Source organism: Streptomyces sp. NPDC002181, assembly GCF_042890485.1.
In the GTDB taxonomy this organism is placed as follows: Bacteria; Actinomycetota; Actinomycetes; order Streptomycetales; family Streptomycetaceae; genus Streptomyces.
In genome coordinates, this window is the sequence record NZ_JBIASC010000005.1 from 190,396 (window position 1) to 209,044 (window position 18,649).

At 69.1% G+C, this 18,649-nt stretch carries 16 protein-coding genes; 7 read left to right on the top strand and 9 right to left on the bottom strand.

The window, feature by feature from the left end; translation table 11 throughout:
- Window position 1 precedes the first annotated feature (1 nt).
- Window positions 2–1,387 (bottom strand): serine hydrolase domain-containing protein, encoded by a 1,386-nt coding sequence (locus ACFYXV_RS15895; protein WP_389383164.1) that lies wholly within the window; start codon window positions 1,385–1,387, stop codon window positions 2–4.
- 72 nt (window positions 1,388–1,459) lie between these two features.
- Window positions 1,460–2,941, bottom strand: a complete 1,482-nt coding sequence (dnaB, locus tag ACFYXV_RS15900) for a replicative DNA helicase (protein WP_383336947.1) — start codon at window positions 2,939–2,941, stop codon at window positions 1,460–1,462.
- 434 nt (window positions 2,942–3,375) lie between these two features.
- On the opposite strand from dnaB, the gene ACFYXV_RS15905 reads away from it, so the two are divergent.
- Window positions 3,376–4,713 carry an MATE family efflux transporter gene (locus tag ACFYXV_RS15905; RefSeq protein ID WP_389383165.1) on the top strand — a complete coding sequence of 446 codons (1,338 nt, stop codon included), beginning with the start codon at window positions 3,376–3,378 and terminating at the stop codon, window positions 4,711–4,713.
- A gap of 147 nt (window positions 4,714–4,860) precedes the next feature.
- Here ACFYXV_RS15905 and rplI read toward each other — a convergent pair whose 3' ends face one another.
- The 4 genes from rplI to rpsF form a co-directional block, all read right to left on the bottom strand.
- Window positions 4,861–5,307: a 50S ribosomal protein L9 gene (rplI, locus tag ACFYXV_RS15910; RefSeq protein WP_382986209.1), complete on the bottom strand. Its 447-nt coding sequence runs from the start codon at window positions 5,305–5,307 to the stop codon at window positions 4,861–4,863.
- Window positions 5,308–5,325: 18 nt separating this feature from the next.
- On the bottom strand, window positions 5,326–5,562 hold the full coding sequence (gene rpsR, locus ACFYXV_RS15915) for a 30S ribosomal protein S18 (RefSeq protein ID WP_005315025.1): 237 nt from the start codon (window positions 5,560–5,562) through the stop codon (window positions 5,326–5,328).
- Window positions 5,563–5,605: 43 nt separating this feature from the next.
- Window positions 5,606–6,202, bottom strand: coding sequence for a single-stranded DNA-binding protein (locus tag ACFYXV_RS15920; protein WP_383336952.1), 597 nt, complete (start codon window positions 6,200–6,202; stop codon window positions 5,606–5,608).
- 72 nt (window positions 6,203–6,274) lie between these two features.
- Window positions 6,275–6,565: a 30S ribosomal protein S6 gene (rpsF, locus tag ACFYXV_RS15925; protein ID WP_004950685.1), complete on the bottom strand. Its 291-nt coding sequence runs from the start codon at window positions 6,563–6,565 to the stop codon at window positions 6,275–6,277.
- A gap of 247 nt (window positions 6,566–6,812) precedes the next feature.
- On the opposite strand from rpsF, the gene ACFYXV_RS15930 reads away from it, so the two are divergent.
- From ACFYXV_RS15930 to ACFYXV_RS15940, 3 genes are all read left to right on the top strand, one after another.
- Complete coding sequence (locus ACFYXV_RS15930; RefSeq protein WP_359171706.1) at window positions 6,813–7,127, top strand: hypothetical protein; 315 nt, start codon at window positions 6,813–6,815, stop codon at window positions 7,125–7,127.
- A 131-nt stretch (window positions 7,128–7,258) separates the two neighbouring features.
- Window positions 7,259–8,377, top strand: a complete 1,119-nt coding sequence (locus ACFYXV_RS15935; protein WP_030857748.1) for a peptidoglycan bridge formation glycyltransferase FemA/FemB family protein — start codon at window positions 7,259–7,261, stop codon at window positions 8,375–8,377.
- Window positions 8,378–8,447: 70 nt separating this feature from the next.
- Window positions 8,448–9,479, top strand: coding sequence for an alanine racemase (locus tag ACFYXV_RS15940; RefSeq protein WP_099890647.1), 1,032 nt, complete (start codon window positions 8,448–8,450; stop codon window positions 9,477–9,479).
- 4 nt (window positions 9,480–9,483) lie between these two features.
- Here the strand turns inward: ACFYXV_RS15940 and ACFYXV_RS15945 are convergent, their stop codons facing one another.
- Together ACFYXV_RS15945 and ACFYXV_RS15950 are read right to left on the bottom strand one after the other, a co-directional pair.
- Window positions 9,484–10,944, bottom strand: a complete 1,461-nt coding sequence (locus ACFYXV_RS15945; protein ID WP_383336955.1) for a glycosyltransferase family 87 protein — start codon at window positions 10,942–10,944, stop codon at window positions 9,484–9,486.
- An 86-nt stretch (window positions 10,945–11,030) separates the two neighbouring features.
- Entirely contained in the window at window positions 11,031–13,616 is a 2,586-nt protein-coding gene (locus ACFYXV_RS15950; protein ID WP_389383167.1) for a transglycosylase domain-containing protein, read from the bottom strand.
- Between the two features lie 273 nt (window positions 13,617–13,889).
- On the opposite strand from ACFYXV_RS15950, the gene ACFYXV_RS15955 reads away from it, so the two are divergent.
- The 3 genes from ACFYXV_RS15955 to ACFYXV_RS15965 all read left to right on the top strand — a co-directional run bounded on the left by ACFYXV_RS15955 (window position 13,890) and on the right by ACFYXV_RS15965 (window position 17,004).
- Window positions 13,890–14,492 carry a PadR family transcriptional regulator gene (locus tag ACFYXV_RS15955; protein WP_383336959.1) on the top strand — a complete coding sequence of 201 codons (603 nt, stop codon included), beginning with the start codon at window positions 13,890–13,892 and terminating at the stop codon, window positions 14,490–14,492.
- Window positions 14,493–14,541: 49 nt separating this feature from the next.
- Window positions 14,542–15,624, top strand: coding sequence for an inositol-3-phosphate synthase (locus ACFYXV_RS15960; RefSeq protein ID WP_385477436.1), 1,083 nt, complete (start codon window positions 14,542–14,544; stop codon window positions 15,622–15,624).
- Window positions 15,625–15,729: 105 nt separating this feature from the next.
- Window positions 15,730–17,004: an MFS transporter gene (locus ACFYXV_RS15965; protein WP_385477438.1), complete on the top strand. Its 1,275-nt coding sequence runs from the start codon at window positions 15,730–15,732 to the stop codon at window positions 17,002–17,004.
- Window positions 17,005–17,057: 53 nt separating this feature from the next.
- On the opposite strand, the gene ACFYXV_RS15970 is transcribed toward ACFYXV_RS15965, so the two are convergent.
- Entirely contained in the window at window positions 17,058–18,500 is a 1,443-nt protein-coding gene (locus ACFYXV_RS15970; RefSeq protein WP_385473569.1) for a CCA tRNA nucleotidyltransferase, read from the bottom strand.
- Window positions 18,501–18,649: the final 149 nt, after the last annotated feature.

The window sequence follows — 18,649 nt, forward strand, 5'->3', positions numbered from 1 at the left end:
CCTAGCCGATACCCCGCCAGCCCTGCGGGTCCACCCCGCCGGGCACCGGTGCCTGTGCGTCGTACGGCTGCCTCGTGAACACGAACGAACCCAGGTCGAGGTGGCTCACCGAACCGTCCGCACGCCGGACCGCACGGAGGGACTCCCCCGCGTAGTAGCCGGAGAGTCCGGTCCAACTGCCGTCGGGCTCCGCCCGGAACCGGGCCGCCCGGCCCGTCGCACCCACCGGTGCGAGCTCCAGCAGCCCGTCCGCCTTCAGCCGCAGGACCTGCGGGGACGTGCCCCAGTACCAGGGGCCGCACAGCTCCAGGGCGACCGGATCGGCCTCCCGGAACGGCCGCCACGGCTGCGGGAACCGCGGCTCCGCGTCAGCGACGATCCCCACCAGCTCCGCCGCCACCGCCGCCGCGGGCAGCCCCGATGTGCAGTTCGCCAGCACCACGGCCGCCACGTCGTCCGCCTCGCTCAGCCACAGACCCGCGACGAACCCCGGCAGCGAACCGCTGTGGCCCGCGAGCCTGCGACCGCCGGCGTCCGTCAGCTGCATGCCGAGCCCGTAGCCGAGCTCGGCGACACCGGACTCGGGCGGGGCGGCCGGCGTCCGCATCTCCTCTACCGACGCCGCGCTCAGCACCCGCTCGTCACCGTGGGCGAGGAACAGGGCGAACCGCGCCAAGTCGCGCGTCGTGGACCAGAGTTGTCCGGCCGCAGCCATCAGGCCGAGGTCCTCCAACGGCTCGGGCATCATCACGTCGGCCCAGGGGTGGACCGCCCAGCCGCCCGCGTGCGGAGCCTGCGGCCGCGCGGTCGTACGGTCCAGCCCCAGCGGCTCCAGCACCTCGGCCCGGAGCACCTCGGCCCACGGCCTTCCGCGTACGGCCTCCACGAGCGAACCGAGCAGCGTGTAGCCCGGGTTGGAGTAGTGATGGCGCCGGCCGGGCCGGAAGCGGAAAGGCCTCTCGCCCAGCACGTCCGCGAGCTCGGGCCTCAGCTCGGCGGGCGAGCGCTCCCACCATTCGCCCGGCGTCTCGGCCGCCAACCCGGCGGTGTGGGACAGCAACTGGGCGAGGGTCACCTCTCCTGTGCCCGTTCCCGGAAGATGCTTCTCCAGCGGGTCCTCAAGGCTCAGCAGGCCCTCGTCCCGCAGTCGCATCACCAGAACCGCGGTGAAGGTCTTGGTGATCGACCCGATCCGGTACTGCACGCTCCCATCGGGACCGTGTCCCTCGACGGAGGTCCGGGACCCCTCCCAGACCACCTCGCCGCCGCGGGCCACGGCCGCCACCACCGACGGCGCCCGGCCCTCGCTCTGCGCGACGGCGATCCGGTGCCTCAGCGCGCGCCGGGTGGCGGGGAGGAGCTCCAGGTCTTCAGATACGGCATCCATGATCCGTAGGTTCTCACCTTCGATGCCTTTTCCTCAGAGAACTCCTCGAAGGTGCCTTGGTCCCGGCGGATGCTACGTGTTGGCCATGTCCACGAATCGCGAATAGTGGCCCTGGAAGGCGACCGTGATCGTCGCCGTGGGGCCGTTACGGTGCTTCGCCACGATCAGGTCGGCCTCGCCCGCACGGGGCGACTCCTTCTCGTACGCGTCCTCGCGGTGCAGCAGGATGACCATGTCGGCGTCCTGCTCGATCGAACCCGACTCACGCAGGTCGGAGACCATCGGCTTCTTGTCGGTGCGCTGCTCGGGACCACGGTTCAGCTGGGAGAGCGCGATCACCGGCACTTCAAGCTCCTTGGCCAGCAGCTTGAGGTTTCGGGACATGTCCGAGACCTCCTGCTGGCGGCTCTCGGGACGGCGCGAACCACCCGACTGCATCAGCTGGAGGTAGTCGATGACGACGAGCGAGAGATCGTTGCGCTGCTTGAGGCGCCGGCACTTGGCCCGGATCTCCATCATCGACAGGTTCGGGGAGTCGTCGATGTAGAGCGGTGCGGCGGAGACATCGGGCATCCGGCGGGCCAGCCGGGTCCAGTCGTCGTCCGTCATGGTGCCGGAGCGCATGTGGTGCAGGGCGACCCGGGCCTCCGCCGACAGGAGGCGCATCGCGATCTCGTTGCGACCCATTTCGAGGGAGAAGATCACGCTGGGCAGGTTGCTCTTGATGGAGCAGGCTCGGGCGAAGTCGAGCGCGAGGGTGGACTTGCCCATGGCGGGACGGGCCGCGATGACGATCATCTGGCCGGGGTGCAGGCCGTTGGTCAGCGAGTCGAGGTCCGTGAAACCGGTCGGAACGCCGGACATCTGGCCGCTGCGGGAGCCGATGGCCTCGATCTCGTCGAGCGCGCCCTCCATGATGTCGCCCAGCGGCAGGTAGTCCTCGGAGGTCCGCTGCTCGGTGACGGCGTAGATCTCGGCCTGGGCACTGTTGACGATCTCGTCGACGTCGCCGTCCGCCGCGTATCCCATCTGCGTGATCTTCGTACCGGCGGCGACCAGGCGGCGCAGGACCGCCCGCTCGTGGACGATCTCCGCGTAGTACTCGGCGTTCGCCGCGGTCGGCACCGACTGGACGAGCGTGTGCAGGTACGAAGCCCCGCCGACCTTGCTGATCTCGCCGCGGCGGGTCAGCTCGGCGCCGACGGTGATCGGGTCGGCCGGCTCGCCCTTGGCGTACAGGTCGAGGATCGCCTGGTAGATCGTCTCGTGCGAGGGCCGGTAGAAGTCGTGGCCCTTGATGACCTCGACCACGTCCGCGATGGCGTCCTTGGACAGGAGCATGCCGCCGAGCACCGACTGCTCGGCGTCGAGGTCCTGCGGCGGGACGCGCTCGAAGCCGCCGCCACCGCCGTCCCAGGAGCCGCCCTCGCGGCCCCGCTCGTGCTGTTCGTCCCCGCGGCCCCGGCTATCGCCGTTGCGGCGCGAACGGGCGGGCAGACGGTCACCGGGACCGCTGTCGGCCCAGGGGTCGTCCATGGGCTCGGGCATACTCACCGGGCCGCCTCCTCCCGTCCGCAAAGCGGACCTTGCCGTGCCACTCTTTCTACGACACGGCTCTGACATGTGGGGCACCCTGATCCGCCGTCGGCGAGTCGGGCAACGCACAACGGTAGGGCCGGCGGCGACGTCAGCCAATCTTGTTATCCACAGGCTGTGTGGATGAGATGTGGATGACCGACCCAATGCTGTGGGTAACTCGCCGGAAGCTGTGTACGGACCGGGGGACGGTGCTGTGGACAAAATCACCTGACCCACCCAATCACCCATCCTGACCTGCGATTTCTTCCTCCACGGGCTGTGGGGGAGAAATTTCTCCGCACCAGTTTCGAGATCGCCTCCAACGGGGTGCCGAGAACGTGTGAACCAACTCGCAGGTAAGGATCCAAAGACCATTGCGTCCATTACCTGTGGAAGATTAGATTGAGCGCATGACACAGGCCCTCGCCCCGCTGAAGCCTGCCCCGAGACGGCACGACCGCGAGATACTCGCCCTCGCCGTCCCGGCGTTCGGCGCGCTCGTCGCCGAACCCCTGTTCGTGATGGCCGACAGCGCCATCGTGGGGCACCTCGGCACCCCCCAGCTGGCCGGCCTCGGCATAGCCGCGGCCCTGCTCACCACCGCGGTCAGCGTCTTCGTCTTCCTCGCCTACGCCACCACGGCGGCCGTGTCCCGACGGGTCGGCGCGGGCGATCTCCGGGCCGCCATCCGGCAGGGCATGGACGGCATCTGGCTCGCCCTCCTCATCGGGGCCGCCGTGGTCGCCGTCCTGCTGCCGGCGGCGCCCTGGCTGGTCTCCCTGTTCGGGGCCTCCGACACCGTCGCCCCGTACGCGGTCACCTATCTGCGGATCTCCGCCCTGGGGATCCCCGCCATGCTGATGGTGCTCGCCGCCACCGGCGTCATCCGCGGCCTCCAGGACACCCGTACACCGCTCTACGTGGCTATTGCAGGGTTCGCCCTCAACGCGGGCCTGAACGGCGCCCTCGTCTACGGAGCCGGCTTCGGCATCGCCGGTTCCGCCTGGGGCACGGTGATCGCCCAGTGCGCCATGGCCGGCGCCTACCTCTTCGTCGTCGTCCGCGGAGCCCGCCGACATGCGGCCTCCCTGCGACCCGACCCCGCGGGCATCCGTGCCTGTGCCCAAGCCGGCGTACCGCTGCTGGTGCGCACACTGTCCCTGCGCGCCGTCCTGATGATCGCCACCGCCGTGGCCGCACGGCTCGGCGACGCGGACATCGCCGCCCACCAGATACTGCTCTCCCTCTGGAGCCTGCTCGCCTTCGCCCTCGACGCCATCGCCATCGCCGGGCAGGCCATCATCGGCCGCTACCTGGGCGCCGGAGACACCGACGGGGCCAAGGTCGTCTGCCGCCGGATGGTGCAGTGGGGGATCGCCTCCGGAATCGTCCTCGGCGCACTGGTGGTGGCGGCCCGCCCTCTGTTCATCCCGCTCTTCACCGGCGACCCGGTGGTTGAGGACGCTCTGCTGCCGGCCCTGCTGGTCGTGGCCGTCTCCCAGCCCGTGTGCGGCATCGTCTTCGTGCTCGACGGGGTTCTGATGGGCGCGGGGGACGGACGCTACCTGGCCTGGGCCATGCTCCTGACGCTCGCCGTGTTCACCCCGGCCGCCCTGCTCGTCCCGGCGCTCGGCGGCGGTCTCACGGCGCTCTGGTGGGCCATGACGCTGATGATGCTGGTCCGCATGGCCACCCTCCAGCTGCGCGCCCGCTCCGGACGCTGGCTGGTCGCGGGGGCGACCCGCTGATCCACTCCGCTGTAAGCCGTTGTTTCACGTGAAACAACGGACGGGCCGGCGGGCCCTCGCATGTTTCACGTGAAACACGGACCGGCGGAGCCCGGGAACGACGAAGGGCCGCACCCCCACAGGGGTGCGGCCCTTCGCTCGCAGCACTTAGGCGGCGACGACCTCGACGCCCACGTTCGCAGCGACCTCGGGGTGCAGACGCACCGAGACCTGGTACGAACCGAGGGTCTTGATCGGGGCAGCCAGCTCGACGCGGCGCTTGTCGACCTTCGGACCACCGGAAGCCTCGATCGCCGTGGCGATGTCGGCCGGGGTCACGGAGCCGAAGAGGCGGCCGGCGTCACCCGAACGGGTGGCCAGACGGACCTTCGTGCCCTCGAGCTTGGCCTTGACCTCGTTGGCCTGCTCGATGGTCGCGATCTCGTGGATCTTGCGGGCGCGGCGGATCTGCGCCACGTCCTTCTCGCCACCCTTGGTCCAGCGGATCGCGAAACCACGCGGGACCAGGTAGTTGCGAGCGTAACCGTCCTTGACGTCGACGACATCGCCGGCGGTGCCGAGGCCAGAGACCTCGTGGGTCAGGATGATCTTCATTAGTCGGTCACCCTTTCCTTATCGCGCGGTGGACGTGTAGGGCAGCAGCGCCATCTCACGGCTGTTCTTCACGGCCGTGGCGACGTCACGCTGGTGCTGCGTGCAGTTGCCGGTGACGCGGCGGGCACGGATCTTGCCGCGGTCGGAAATGAACTTCCGCAGCATGTTCGTGTCCTTGTAGTCCACGTACGCGGTCTTGTCCTTGCAGAAAGCGCAGACCTTCTTCTTAGGCTTGCGCACAGGCGGCTTCGCCATTGTGTCTCTCCTGTGAAATCAAGAAGTGGGGGTGCGAGCTGCCCTAGAAGGGCGGCTCGTCCGAGTAGCCACCGCCGGAGCCGCCGGAGCTTCCGCCCCAGCCGCCACCGCCGCCGCCCTGCTGCTGGCCGCCGGCCGGCGCGCTGGACGCCCACGGGTCGTCGGAGGGAGCTCCGCCGCCCTGAGGGGCGCCGCCACCGGGGGCTCCGCCCCAGTTGCCACCGCCGCCGCCCTGCTGCTGACCGCCACCGCCGTATCCGCCCTGGCCACCGCGACCGGTGGTCTTGGCGACCTTGGCCGTGGCGTTCTTCAGGCTGGGGCCGACTTCCTCGACGTCCAGCTCGTAGACCGTGCGCTTGACACCCTCACGGTCCTCGTACGACCGCTGCCTCAGCCGGCCCTGCACGATGACGCGCATGCCTCGCTGAAGGGACTCGGCGACGTTCTCGGCCGCCTGCCGCCACACCGAGCAGGTCAGGAACAGGCTCTCGCCGTCCTTCCACTCGTTGGTCTGACGGTCGAAGGTGCGGGGGGTGGACGCGACACGGAACTTCGCGACCGCCGCACCCGAGGGGGTGAAGCGCAGCTCGGGGTCGTCGACGAGATTGCCGACGACCGTGATGACGGTCTCGCCTGCCATGGATGAACCTCTCGGCGGGGATTGCTGCTGGGCTGCTGTGCTACTCGGTCCCGATTACCGCTGAACCGAAGTTCAGTGGGTCTCGGGGCGAAGGACCTTGGTCCGGAGAACCGACTCGTTCAGGTTCATCTGTCGGTCAAGCTCCTTGACGACCGCAGGCTCGGCCTGAAGGTCGATGACCGAGTAGATGCCCTCGGGCTTCTTCTTGATCTCGTAAGCGAGACGACGACGGCCCCAGGTGTCGACCTTCTCGACCTTTCCGTTGCCCTCACGGACGACGGAGAGGAAGTTCTCGATCAGCGGGGAGACAGCGCGCTCCTCGAGATCGGGGTCGAGGATGACCATCACTTCGTAGTGACGCATGTGGAACCCACCTCCTTTGGACTCAGCGGCCACGGTCGTTCCGTGGCAGGAGGGTCGTGATGCGTGCGCACGGCGTCTGCAAGCAGACACCGCGCAGCTGTACAGACTACCTGCTCGACTCCTTCCGGTTGAAATCCGGCAGGAAGAGGCCACACTCTGTATTCATCGGGTGTGCTCGGTGCTATGCCCCCGGCCCCTGCCGGTGGCGGCCGTGCACCGCTCTGCTTCAGCCAGGAGGTGCCTTCCGATGGCACAGGCCATGCAACCCAAGTCCTCCATCTCGCTCCTCGCGACCGACGGCAAGCCCCATCCGCTCCAGGACACCCTCATGGTGGCCACGCTGGTGCTCGGCATCGTGGCGTTCATCACGGGTTTCTTCGACAATCTGCACCTGCTGAGCTCGTGGACCGGACTCGTCGGCATCCTCACCGGCGCGTACGGACAGTTCATCTCGGAGACGACACGCGAGCGCTTCGCACTGATCATCGGGCTTGGCGCCGCGGGCGTGGGCTTCTACCTCGGCATGGCGCACGGCGGTCTCTTCGGCGGCTGGGCGGGCTGACCGGGGCACCTCGGCGACAGGGCGCCGGCCACACGCCGGCCCGGGCCCGGCCCGTCCCCCAGATGGGTGGCGCCCTTGTCGCAGTAGGCTTCGCGCCATAGCCAGCGAAGCCGCCGGAGGAGACGCCCCGCATGAGCCTGTCCCTGAGGACCATCAGCCGAGAGCAGCATCTGGGATACCTCCAGAGCCTGCCCTCGGCTAGCCACTGCCAGGTCCCGGCGTGGGCCGACGTGAAGAACGAGTGGCGCTCCGAGAACCTCGGTTGGTTCGACCAGAACGACGAACTGGTCGGTGCCGCACTCGTGTTGTACCGGCAGCTGCCCAAGGTGAAGCGGTACCTCGCGTACCTTCCCGAGGGCCCGGTCATCAACTGGTACGCCCCGAACCTGGAGGAGTGGCTCCAGCCGATGCTGGCCCACCTCAAGCAGCAGGGCGCCTTCACCGTGAAGATGGGCCCGCCCGTCGTCATCCGCCGCTGGAACTCGGCCGCCATCAAGGCCGGCATCCAGGACCCGGACGTGAAGCGCCTGCGCGACGTGGAGGCCTCGGTCATCGAGCCCCGCGCCTTCGAGGTGTCGGACAAGCTGCGCCGCATGGGCTGGCAGCAGGCCGAGGACGGCGGCGCCGGCTTCGGTGACGTCCAGCCCCGCTACGTCTTCCAGGTACCGCTGGCCAACCGCTCTCTGGACGACGTCCTCAAGGGCTTCAACCAGCTGTGGCGCCGCAACATCAAGAAGGCCGAGAAGGCCGGTGTCGAGGTCGTCCAGGGCGGCTACGAGGACCTGCCGGTCTGGCAGGAGCTGTACGAGGTCACGGCCGAGCGCGACAAGTTCCGCCCGCGCCCGCTCAGCTACTTCCAGCGCCAGTGGACGGCCCTCAACTCCGAGGACCCGAACCGGATGCGGCTGTACATCGCGAAGCACGAGGGCGAGCCCCTGGCCGCGGCCACGATGCTCACCGTCGGCCAGCACGTCTGGTACTCGTACGGCGCATCGGCGAACCACAAGCGCGAGGTGCGGCCCTCGAACGCGATGCAGTGGCGCATGCTCCGCGACTCGTACGCGCTCGGTGCGAGCGTCTACGACCTGCGCGGCATCAGCGACACGCTGGACGAGAACGACCACCTGTTCGGCCTCATCCAGTTCAAGGTCGGCACCGGCGGCGAGGCCGTCGAGTACGTCGGCGAGTGGGACTTCCCGCTCAACAAGGTGCTGCACAAGGCGCTCGACATCTACATGTCGCGCCGCTGACCCACTGCCGCACCCCCCACACACCGCACCGCTGCACAGGCAGCTTTTTCGAGAGAGGCTCCGGACGGGCATGGCGCTCACGCTCTACGTCGACACCGCGCGCTGGCGTGCGCACCAGAAGCAGATCCAGGACCAGTTCCCCGGGATGATCCCGGTCTGCAAGGGCAACGGTTACGGCTTCGGCCACGAGCGGCTGTGCGAGGAGGCGACCCGCCTGGGCGCCGACGTACTGGCCGTCGGAACCACGTACGAGGCCGCCAGCATCAAGGACTACTTCGGCGGCGACCTGCTCGTCCTCACCCCGTTCCGGCGGGGCGAGGAGCCGGTGCCGCTGCCGGACCGGGTGATCCGCTCGGTGTCCTCGCTGGACGGGGTCCGCGGCCTGGTCGGCGCCCGCGTGGTCATCGAGTGCATGAGCTCGATGCGCCGCCACGGCATCTCCGAGCAGGACCTGGGCCAGCTGCACGCGGCGATCGAGGACGTACGGCTGGAGGGCTTCGCCCTGCACCTGCCGCTGGACCGCCCGGACGGCTCGGACGCCGTCGAGGAGGTCATCGGCTGGATGGACCGGCTGCGCGCGGCCCGGCTGCCGCTGCACACCATGTTCGTCAGCCACCTGCGGGCCGAGGAGCTGGCCCGGCTCCAGCAGCAGTTCCCGCAGACCCGCTTCCGGGCGCGTATCGGCACCCGGCTGTGGCTGGGCGACCACGAGGCGACCGAGTACCGCGGCGCCGTCCTGGACGTCACGCGCGTCGCCAAGGGCGACCGGTTCGGCTACCGCCAGCAGAAGGCCGCCTCCGACGGCTGGCTGGTCGTGGTCGCGGGCGGCACCTCGCACGGGGTGGGCCTGGAGGCCCCCAAGGCCCTGCACGGCGTGATGCCGCGCGCCAAGGGCGTGGCCCGCGCGGGTCTGGCGACCGTGAACCGCAATCTGTCGCCGTTCGTGTGGGCGGGCAAGCAGCGCTGGTTCGCGGAGCCCCCGCACATGCAGGTCTCGATCCTGTTCGTGCCCTCGGACGCCCCCGAGCCGAAGGTCGGCGACGAGCTGGTGGCGCACCTGCGCCACACCACCACGCAGTTCGACCGGGTGCTCGACGCCTGACCGGTCAGTCCCTGGGAGCCGTGCCCCAGTCCACCCGCTGTCCCTCCGAGGGCGCCGCGTCCTGCGGCGCCCTCGCGGCGTCCGACAGCACGAACACGTCCTCGGCCCCGTCCAGGACTCCGCCGGAGGGGTCGTCCGATCCGTCGCGCCGTACGACGTCCCGCTCGGGCAGCAGGATGTCGCGGACGACGACCGCGCACAGGTAGAGGGTCGTCAGCAGGTGGGCGGCGATCGCCAGCTGGTAGCCCTCCGTGGGCAGGCCCTGGTGCTTGTCCCCGCTGGTCGTGTAAGCGAGGTACAGCCAGATCCCGAAGAAGTAGACGACCTCGCCGGCCTGCCAGATCAGGAAGTCCCGCCAGCGCGGTCGCGCCAGCGCCGCGAGCGGGATGAGCCACAGCACGTACTGCGGCGAGTAGACCTTGTTGGCCAGGATGAACGCGGCCACGACCAGGAAGGCGAGCTGCGCGAAGCGGGGGCGGCGGGGGGCGGTCAGCGTCAGCACGCCGATGCCCGCGCACAGCAGCAGGGTGAGGCCCGTCGCGTACGTGTTGGCGTCGTCCAGGGGGTTCCCGGAGCGCTGGGAGATCAGCAGCCACACGGATCCGAAGTCGATCGGGCGTTCCTGGCTGAACGTGTAGAACTTCTTCCAGCCGTCCCAGGCGAAGAGCATGACGGGCAGGTTCACCACGAGCCACGAGACGGCCGCGCCGAGGACGGCGGAGCCGAACGCCCGCCACTTCCCGGCCCGCCAGCACAGCACGAACAGCACTCCGAGCAGCAGGACGGGGTAGAGCTTGGCGGCGGTGGCCAGGCCGATGAAGACGCCGAAGAGCAGGGTCCGGCCGCGGGACCACATGAGCATCCCCGCGGCGGTCAGGGCGATGGCCAGCAGGTCCCAGTTGATCGTCGCGGTGAGCGCGAAGGCGGGCGCGAGGGCGAAGAGCAGCGCGTCCCAGGGCCGGCGGCGGTGGGTGCGCACGACGCACACGGCGATGACGGCGGTGCAGGCCATCAGCATCCCGGCGTTGACCATCCAGTACATCTGCTCGCGGTGCTGCACGGAGCCGCCGCCGGGTGTGAGCCAGGACGCGACCTCCATGAAGAGGCCGGTGAGGACCGGGTACTCCAGGTACTCCATGTCGCCCGGGAGGCGGTCGAAGTAGGGGGTGAGCCCGTCGGCGAAGCCGCGTACGGAGAACAGGTGCGGGATGTCGGAGTAGCAGGCGTGCGTGTACTGGGAGCCGGCCCCCCGGAACCACGCCCAGTCGTAGCAGGGCAGCTTCTGCACCATGCCCAGCGCGAACATCCCCAGGGCCACGAGGGCCACGACCCGGACCGGAGTCAGCCAGTGTCCGCCCAGCCGGGCGTAGCGGCCCATGGGGCCGCCGAGGAACTCACTGCCGGCCGCGGCGACCTCGTCCTGCTGGGTGGGCAGTACGGGCCGGTCCTCGTGCACCTTCGTCATGCGCTCATCCTGCCGTACGGGGCCGGGCACGCGGGAGGGCCGCCGCACGGTGTGCGACGGCCCTCGTCGGAGCGGGGGGAGAGGGGTCAGCCCGAGGTGCCCATCGAGGTCCCCCAGCTGGTGCCGCCCGGGCGTCCCGGTCTGCCCGACGGGCTGCCGGACGGTGATCCGCTGGGTCCTCCGGTTCCGCCGCCGGGACCCCCGTTGGTGTTTCCGCTGTTCGCGCCACCGTTGGTGTCCGGGATGCAGTACAGCTCCCACGGCTTGCAGGTCGGCTTGCCGCCCTTCGACGGGGAGGGGGAGACCGGCGGGGAGGAGCTCGCCGAGGGCGAGGGCATCGACGGGGAGGGCGACGGGGAGAAGGACGGAGACGGCGAAGGGGCACCGGACGCGTCCGCGGTGACGCCGATCTTCTCGGCCTCCGGGAACTCCTTGACCGGGACGCCCTTGAGGGCTTCCTTCATGTACTCGGTCCAGATCGCGGCCGGGATGTCACCACCGTGGATGGAGTCGACACCGCCCACGCCGTTCATGGAGATGAGCTTCTTGTCCTTCGAGTTCGGGTCGGTGCGGAACAGGGCGACCGAGGTGGACAGCTCCGGGGTGTAGCCGACGAACCAGGCCGACTTGTTCTGGTCGGTGGTTCCGGTCTTGCCGGCGGCGGGCCGGTTGAAGCCGAGCTTGCGGACCTTGGTGCCGGTGCCGTTGTCGACGACGTTCTCCAGCACCTTGGTGACGTTGTCGGCGATGGAGTCGTCCATCGCCCGCTGCTCCTTGGGAGCCCCGAACCCGGGCAGCTCCTTGCCGTCCTTTTCGACGCTGGTCACCGAGAAGGGATCGCGGTGGGTGCCCGAGGCGGCGAAGGTCGCGTACGAGTCGGCCATGCGGATGGCGCTCGGCGTCGAGGTGCCGAGGGCGAACGAGGCGTCGTCGTTCGGGTTCATCGAGTCCTTGAGGATGCCCGTGGACTGGGCCATCTCCCGGACCTTGCTGTGGCCGACGTCGAAGACGAGCTGGGCGAACGGCACGTTGATGGACTTCTCCATCGCCTCGTTGAGGGTCACGTATCCGTAGGGGTAGGTGCTCTCGTTCTTCTGCTTGAACGGCTTGCCCGAGGCGTCCCGCAGCGGCTTGCCGTCGCGGTTGTTGATCACGGTCAGGTCGTTCGCGTTGTACTTGCTGTCGGCCGAGATGCCCTCGCCGTGCGAGTTCTGCGTGCCGTAGCGCATCGCGGCCGCCAGCACGTACGGCTTCCAGGTCGAGCCGACCGGGACGCCGAGCGTGTCGGCGTTGTTGCTGAAGTACTTCTTGTCCATGCCCGGACCGCCGTACAGGGCCACGATCGCCCCGGTCTTCACGTCCACCGAGGCGGCGCCGAACTGGACGAAGGTGTCGTACTCGGGCCGGGCCTTCTCGTCCAGGAAGTCGTTGCGGGTGTCTTCGACGGCCTTGACCAGGGCGTCCACCTTGGGCTTCTGGAAGGTGGTCTTGATCTGGTAGCCACCGCGGGCCATCTCTTCGGCCGTGAGGCCCGTGACCTTCATCACGTACTTCTTGGCGGTGTCGACCAGGTAGCCGGTCTGTCCGGACAGGCTGCGGGCCTGCTCGGAGTCGACGATCTTCGGGAACTCCGCGAACTGGTCCCGCTCGGCCTTCTGCATGCGGCCCACCGCGACCTCTCGGTCCAGGACCCAGGCCCAGCGCTCCTTGGCCCGCTCGGTGTTCTTCTCGGGGGTGGCCGCCGTGCCGACGCCGCCGTCCGGGTTGTAGAGGTTGGGCCCCTTGAGCACCGAGGCCAGGAAGGCGCTCTCGGACGGCGAGAGGTCCTTGCAGTCCTTGCCGAAGTAGGCCCGCGCGGCCGCCTGGATGCCGTAGGCGTCCCGGCCGTAGTAGGCGGTGTTCAGGTAGCCGGCGAGGATCGTGTCCTTCTCCTCGGACACGCCCAGCTTTATCGAGATGAAGAGCTCGGTGACCTTCCGCTTCAGCGTCTGGTCGGAGTCCAGGTACGTGTTCTTCACGTACTGCTGGGTGATGGTCGAGCCGCCCTGGGTGGAGCCGCCCTTGGCCATGTTCCACACGGCGCGGGCGATGCCCATCGGGTCGACGCCCTTGTCCGTCTCGAAGGACTCGTTCTCCGCGGCGATCACGGCGTTCTGCATCGACTTGGGGATCTTGTCGATGGGCACGATCTGGCGGTTCATCGAACCGCCGGTGGCCACCATCTGTGTGCCGTCCGCCCAGAAGAAGACGTTGTTCTGGGCCTGGGCCGCCTTGTTCGGGTCGGGCGTGTTCACCGAGGCGATGCCGATGCCCGCCCCCGCCGTGATGACGGCGAAGAAGCCGAGCGCCGTGCCGCAGACCAGCTTCCAGGACGGAACGAACCGCTGCCAGCCGTTCTTGTCGGAGCGCGGGTAGTTGATCAGCCTCTTGTCCGGGCGGCCCGCGCCGCGGCCGGCACCGGCGCCCGCGGCGCCGCGCCCGCGGGGGGTGGCCCGGCGCGCGCCGGCACGGCCGCCGTGGCCGGGCGGCTCTGCGTACGGTCCGCTGGGCGACGCGGTGGGGACGTCGCGCGCGGGCCCGGCGCCCCGGCCAGGGCGCTGCTGGGCGGCCCGACGGGCCGCGGCACGTCCGCCTCCCTCGGGCTGCGGCGGTTTGCGGCGGTGCTCGCTCATCGAACGACTACTCCTCGGGCAGGCGAGTGGCCTGGAAGCGGCAGGTGAATTCCGGTTCCCCCGTTGTCATGGCCCACAGACTACGCACGCTCAAAACCCGAACAGTGCCGAAGTTCACCCCAAATCAGGCAACTCGCTTGGTGCGAATTAGTGATGTGACGCCGGTCACTACATCTCCCCTTGTCGCCAGGGGCGCCCCGTTCTATCGTCTGGATGTATCGAGTCGATACATCAGCTCGGTATAAAACTCAGGGGCGAAGGAGAGGCAGGCGGATGAGCAGGCGCTCAGGCATCCTCGAGTTCGCCGTCCTCGGCCTGCTTCGTGAATCCCCCATGCACGGGTACGAGCTCCGCAAGCGGCTCAACACCTCGCTGGGGGTGTTCCGGGCGTTCAGCTACGGGACGCTCTACCCCTGCCTCAAGACGTTGGTCGCCAACGGCTGGTTGATCGAAGAACCGGGCAATGCCCCGGAAGACGCTCTCGCCACTTCACTCGCAGGGCGCCGCGCCAAGATCGTCTACCGGTTGACGGCCGCGGGCAAGGAGCACTTCGAGGAGCTCCTGTCCCACACGGGCCCCGATGCCTGGGAGGACGAGTCCTTCGCCGCGCGCTTCGCCTTCTTCGGTCAGACCGAGCGGGAAGTGCGCATGCGGGTCCTGGAAGGCCGCCGCAGCCGGCTGGAGGAGCGCCTGGAGAAGATGCGCGCCTCGCTCTCCCGTACGCGGGAGCGGCTCGACGACTACACGCTTGAGCTGCAGCGGCACGGTATGGAATCCGTGGAGCGCGAAGTGCGCTGGCTGAACGAGCTCATCGAGAGTGAGCGGGCGGGACGGGATCAGAGACGACCCGGTCCGCCCGACGAAACTGCAAAGTGAGGCCTGCATCTCGCAGGCCTCGTCCAAGAACGAACAGGGAGCAACCGGAATGGGTTCGGTTCGCGTAGCCATCGTCGGCGTGGGCAACTGCGCCGCCTCGCTGGTGCAGGGCGTCGAGTACTACAAGGACGCCGACCCGGCGGCCAAGGTCCCCGGTCTGATGCACGTCCAGTTCGGCGACTACCACGTGGGTGACGTCGAGTTCGTCGCCGCGTTCGACGTCGACGCGAAGAAGGTCGGCCTCGACCTTTCGGACGCCATCGGCGCCAGCGAGAACAACACCATCAAGATCTGCGACGTCCCCAACGCGGGCGTGACCGTGCAGCGCGGCCACACCCTGGACGGCCTGGGCAAGTACTACCGCATGACGATCGAGGAGTCCGCCGAGACCCCGGTCGACGTGGTCCAGATCCTCAAGGACCGCGAGGTCGACGTTCTGGTCTGCTACCTGCCCGTCGGTTCCGAGGACGCGGCGAAGTTCTACGCCCAGTGCGCCATCGACGCCAAGGTCGCCTTCGTCAACGCCCTCCCGGTCTTCATCGCCGGCACCAAGGAGTGGGCCGACAAGTTCACCGAGGCCGGTGTCCCGATCGTCGGCGACGACATCAAGTCGCAGGTCGGCGCCACCATCACGCACCGCGTGATGGCGAAGCTGTTCGAAGACCGCGGTGTCCGTCTTGAGCGCACCATGCAGCTCAACGTCGGCGGCAACATGGACTTCAAGAACATGCTGGAGCGCGACCGCCTGGAGTCGAAGAAGATCTCCAAGACGCAGGCCGTCACCTCGCAGATCCCCGACCGCGAGCTCGGCGAGAAGAACGTCCACATCGGCCCGTCCGACTACGTGGCGTGGCTCGACGACCGCAAGTGGGCCTACGTCCGCCTCGAAGGCCGCGCCTTCGGCGACGTCCCGCTGAACCTTGAGTACAAGCTTGAGGTGTGGGACTCCCCGAACTCCGCCGGTGTCATCATCGACGCCCTGCGCGCCGCGAAGATCGCCAAGGACCGCGGCATCGGTGGCCCGATCCTGTCGGCTTCGAGCTACTTCATGAAGTCCCCGCCGGTGCAGTACTTCGACGACGAGGCCCTGGCCAACGTCGAGAAGTTCATCAAGGGCGAGGTCGAGCGCTAAGTCGGATCCCACGGGTCTTCGGACACCTGGTCTTCGACTGTTCTTCCGCGGAGGGTCCCCGGGCAATGTGCCCGGGGACCCTCCGCGTGTGTGACCCTTTCCCTCATGCCTGTCGTACGTGATCTGCGCGTACTCCTGCGCCTGAGGGACTTCCGCAACCTGCTCGCCGTACGGCTGCTCTCCCAGGCCGCCGACGGCGTGTACCAGGTGGCGCTCGCCACGTACGTGGTGTTCTCCCCCGAGAAGCAGACCTCGCCCGCGGCCATCGCCTCGGCCATGGCGGTCCTGCTGCTGCCCTACTCGGTGATCGGCCCCTTCGCGGGAGTGCTGCTCGACCGCTGGCGGAGGCGCCAGGTCTTCCTCTACGGCAACCTCCTGCGCGCGGTCCTCGCCTGCGTCACCGGCGTGCTGATCGTCGTACACGTCCCCGACTGGCTCTTCTACGCCTCGGCCCTGTCGGTCACCGCCGTCAACCGCTTCGTCCTGGCCGGGCTCGCCGCGTCCCTGCCCCGAGTCGTCGCACCTGCCCAACTGGTCACGGCCAACTCGCTCTCACCCACGGCCGGGACGCTCGCGGCGGTCGCCGGCGGAGGGCTCGCCTTCCTCGTCCGGCTGCTGGTCTCCGACTCGAACGCCCTGGTCGTGCTGCTCGGCGCCGGGCTCTACCTCTGCGCGGCCCTGGTCTCGCTGCGCCTGGCCGTGGGCTTGCTCGGCCCGGACCACCCCACCGGCCAGGTCCACCCCTCGGTCGCCCAGGGGATGGCCCTGACCGTCCGGGGCATGGCCGAAGGGCTCCGGCACCTGGCCTCCCGGCGCGAGGCGGCCCAGACGCTGACCGCCATGACCCTGATGCGCTTCTGCTACGGGGCGCTGTTCGTGACGCTCCTCATGCTCTGCCGGTACGCCTGGTCGGACAGCGAATCCGCCGGCCTCGCCCTGCTGGGCATCGCGGTCGGCGTCTCCGGGGCCGGGTTCTTCGCCGCCGCCGTGATCACCCCCTGGCTGGTGGGCCGCCTGGGAACCCGCGGCTGGATCACGGCCTGCTCCGCCGGCGCGGCCATCCTGGTGCCCCCGCTCGGCCTGTTCTTCGCACCGGGACCGATGCTGGTCGCGGCCTTCCTGCTGGGCCTCGCCACCCAGGGCGCCAAGATCTCCACCGACACGGCCATCCAGTCCCATGTGGACGACGAGTTCCGCGGCCGGGTGTTCTCCGTCTACGACGTGCTCTTCAACATCGCGTTCGTGAGTGCGGCCGCCGTGGCCGCCCTGGTGCTCCCGCCGGACGGGCGTTCCGTCACGCTGATCGTGAGCGTTGCCGTCCTCTACGCGGTGACCGCCGTCTACCTGAAACAGCGGGCACCCCGTCCTCAAGGCGTCTGACGCGTCGGCCGGGTCGATGTTTCACGTGAAACATCGACCCGGCCGACCACGGTTCAGGCCTGCGCCGCCCACCATTCCTTGAGTGCGGTGACCGCTGCGTCACGCTCCATCGGGCCGTTCTCCAGCCTCAGCTCCAGCAGGAACGCGTACGCCTTGCCGATCACCGGCCCGGGACCGACGCCCAGGACCTGCATGATCTCGTTGCCGTCCAGGTCGGGCCGGATGGCGTCGAGCTCCTCCTGCTCCTGAAGCTGCGCAATGCGCTCCTCCAGGCCGTCGTAGGTGCGGGAGAGGGCATTGGCCTTGCGCTTGTTGCGCGTGGTGCAGTCGGACCGGGTCAGCTTGTGCAGACGGTCCAGGAGCGGGCCGGCGTCGCGGACGTAGCGGCGCACGGCGGAGTCGGTCCACTCGCCGTCCCCGTAGCCGTGGAAGCGCAGGTGCAGCTCCACCAGCCGGGACACGTCCTTGACCATGTCGTTCGAGTACTTCAGCGCGGTCATGCGCTTCTTGGTCATCTTCGCGCCCACCACCTCGTGGTGGTGGAAGGAGACCCGGCCGTCGCTCTCGAAGCGGCGGGTGCGCGGCTTGCCGATGTCGTGGAGCAGGGCCGCCAGCCGCAGCACCAGGTCCGGGCCTTCGTGCTCCAGCGCGATGGCCTGCTCCAGGACGATCAGCGAGTGGTCGTAGACGTCCTTGTGCCGGTGGTGCTCGTCACTCTCCAGCCGCAGGGCGGGCAGCTCGGGCAGCACGTGGTCGGCCAGCCCGGTGTCCACGAGCAGGCCCAGGCCCTTGCGCGGGTGCGCGGACAGCAGCAGCTTGTTCAGCTCGCCCTGCACCCGCTCCGCCGAGACGATCTCGATCCGGTCCGACATCGCCTTCATGGCCGCCACGACCTCGGGGGCGACCTCGAAGTCGAGCTGGGCCGCGAAACGCGCCGCACGCAGCATCCGCAGCGGGTCGTCGGAGAAGGAGGCCTCCGGGGTGCCGGGAGTGCGCAGAACGCCCGCCTGGAGGTCCTCCAGGCCCCCGTGCGGGTCCACGAACTCCTTCTCCGGGAGGGCGACCGCCATCGCGTTCACGGTGAAGTCGCGGCGGACCAGGTCCTCCTCGATCGAGTCGCCGTAGGAGACCTCGGGCTTGCGCGAGGTGCGGTCGTAGGACTCCGAGCGGTACGTGGTCACCTCGATCTGGAAGCCATCCTTCTGGGCTCCGACCGTGCCGAAGGCGATGCCGACGTCCCAGACCGAGTCGGCCCACGGCCGGACGATCTTCAGGACGTCCTCGGGCCGGGCGTCGGTGGTGAAGTCGAGGTCGTTGCCGAGACGCCCGAGCAGCGCATCGCGTACGGACCCGCCGACGAGGGCGAGGCGGAAGCCGGCCTGCTGGAACCGGCGGCCGAGCTCGTCGGCGACAGGGGCGACCCGCAGCAGTTCACTGACTGCGCGGAGCTGCACCTGACTCAGGGCACTGGGGTTGTCTTCGTTGGCGTTCGGCACAACAGAAAAGGGTACGTGCCCAGCCCGGCGGGGGCTTCCGCCTTTACGGCCGCCCCGGCATACGGCGCCGCCGGCCCGGCCCCGATCATGTGGAGCAAGGCGCGGCACTCGCGCACAGCGGGTCTCGTTACCATGCGTGGACGCACAAA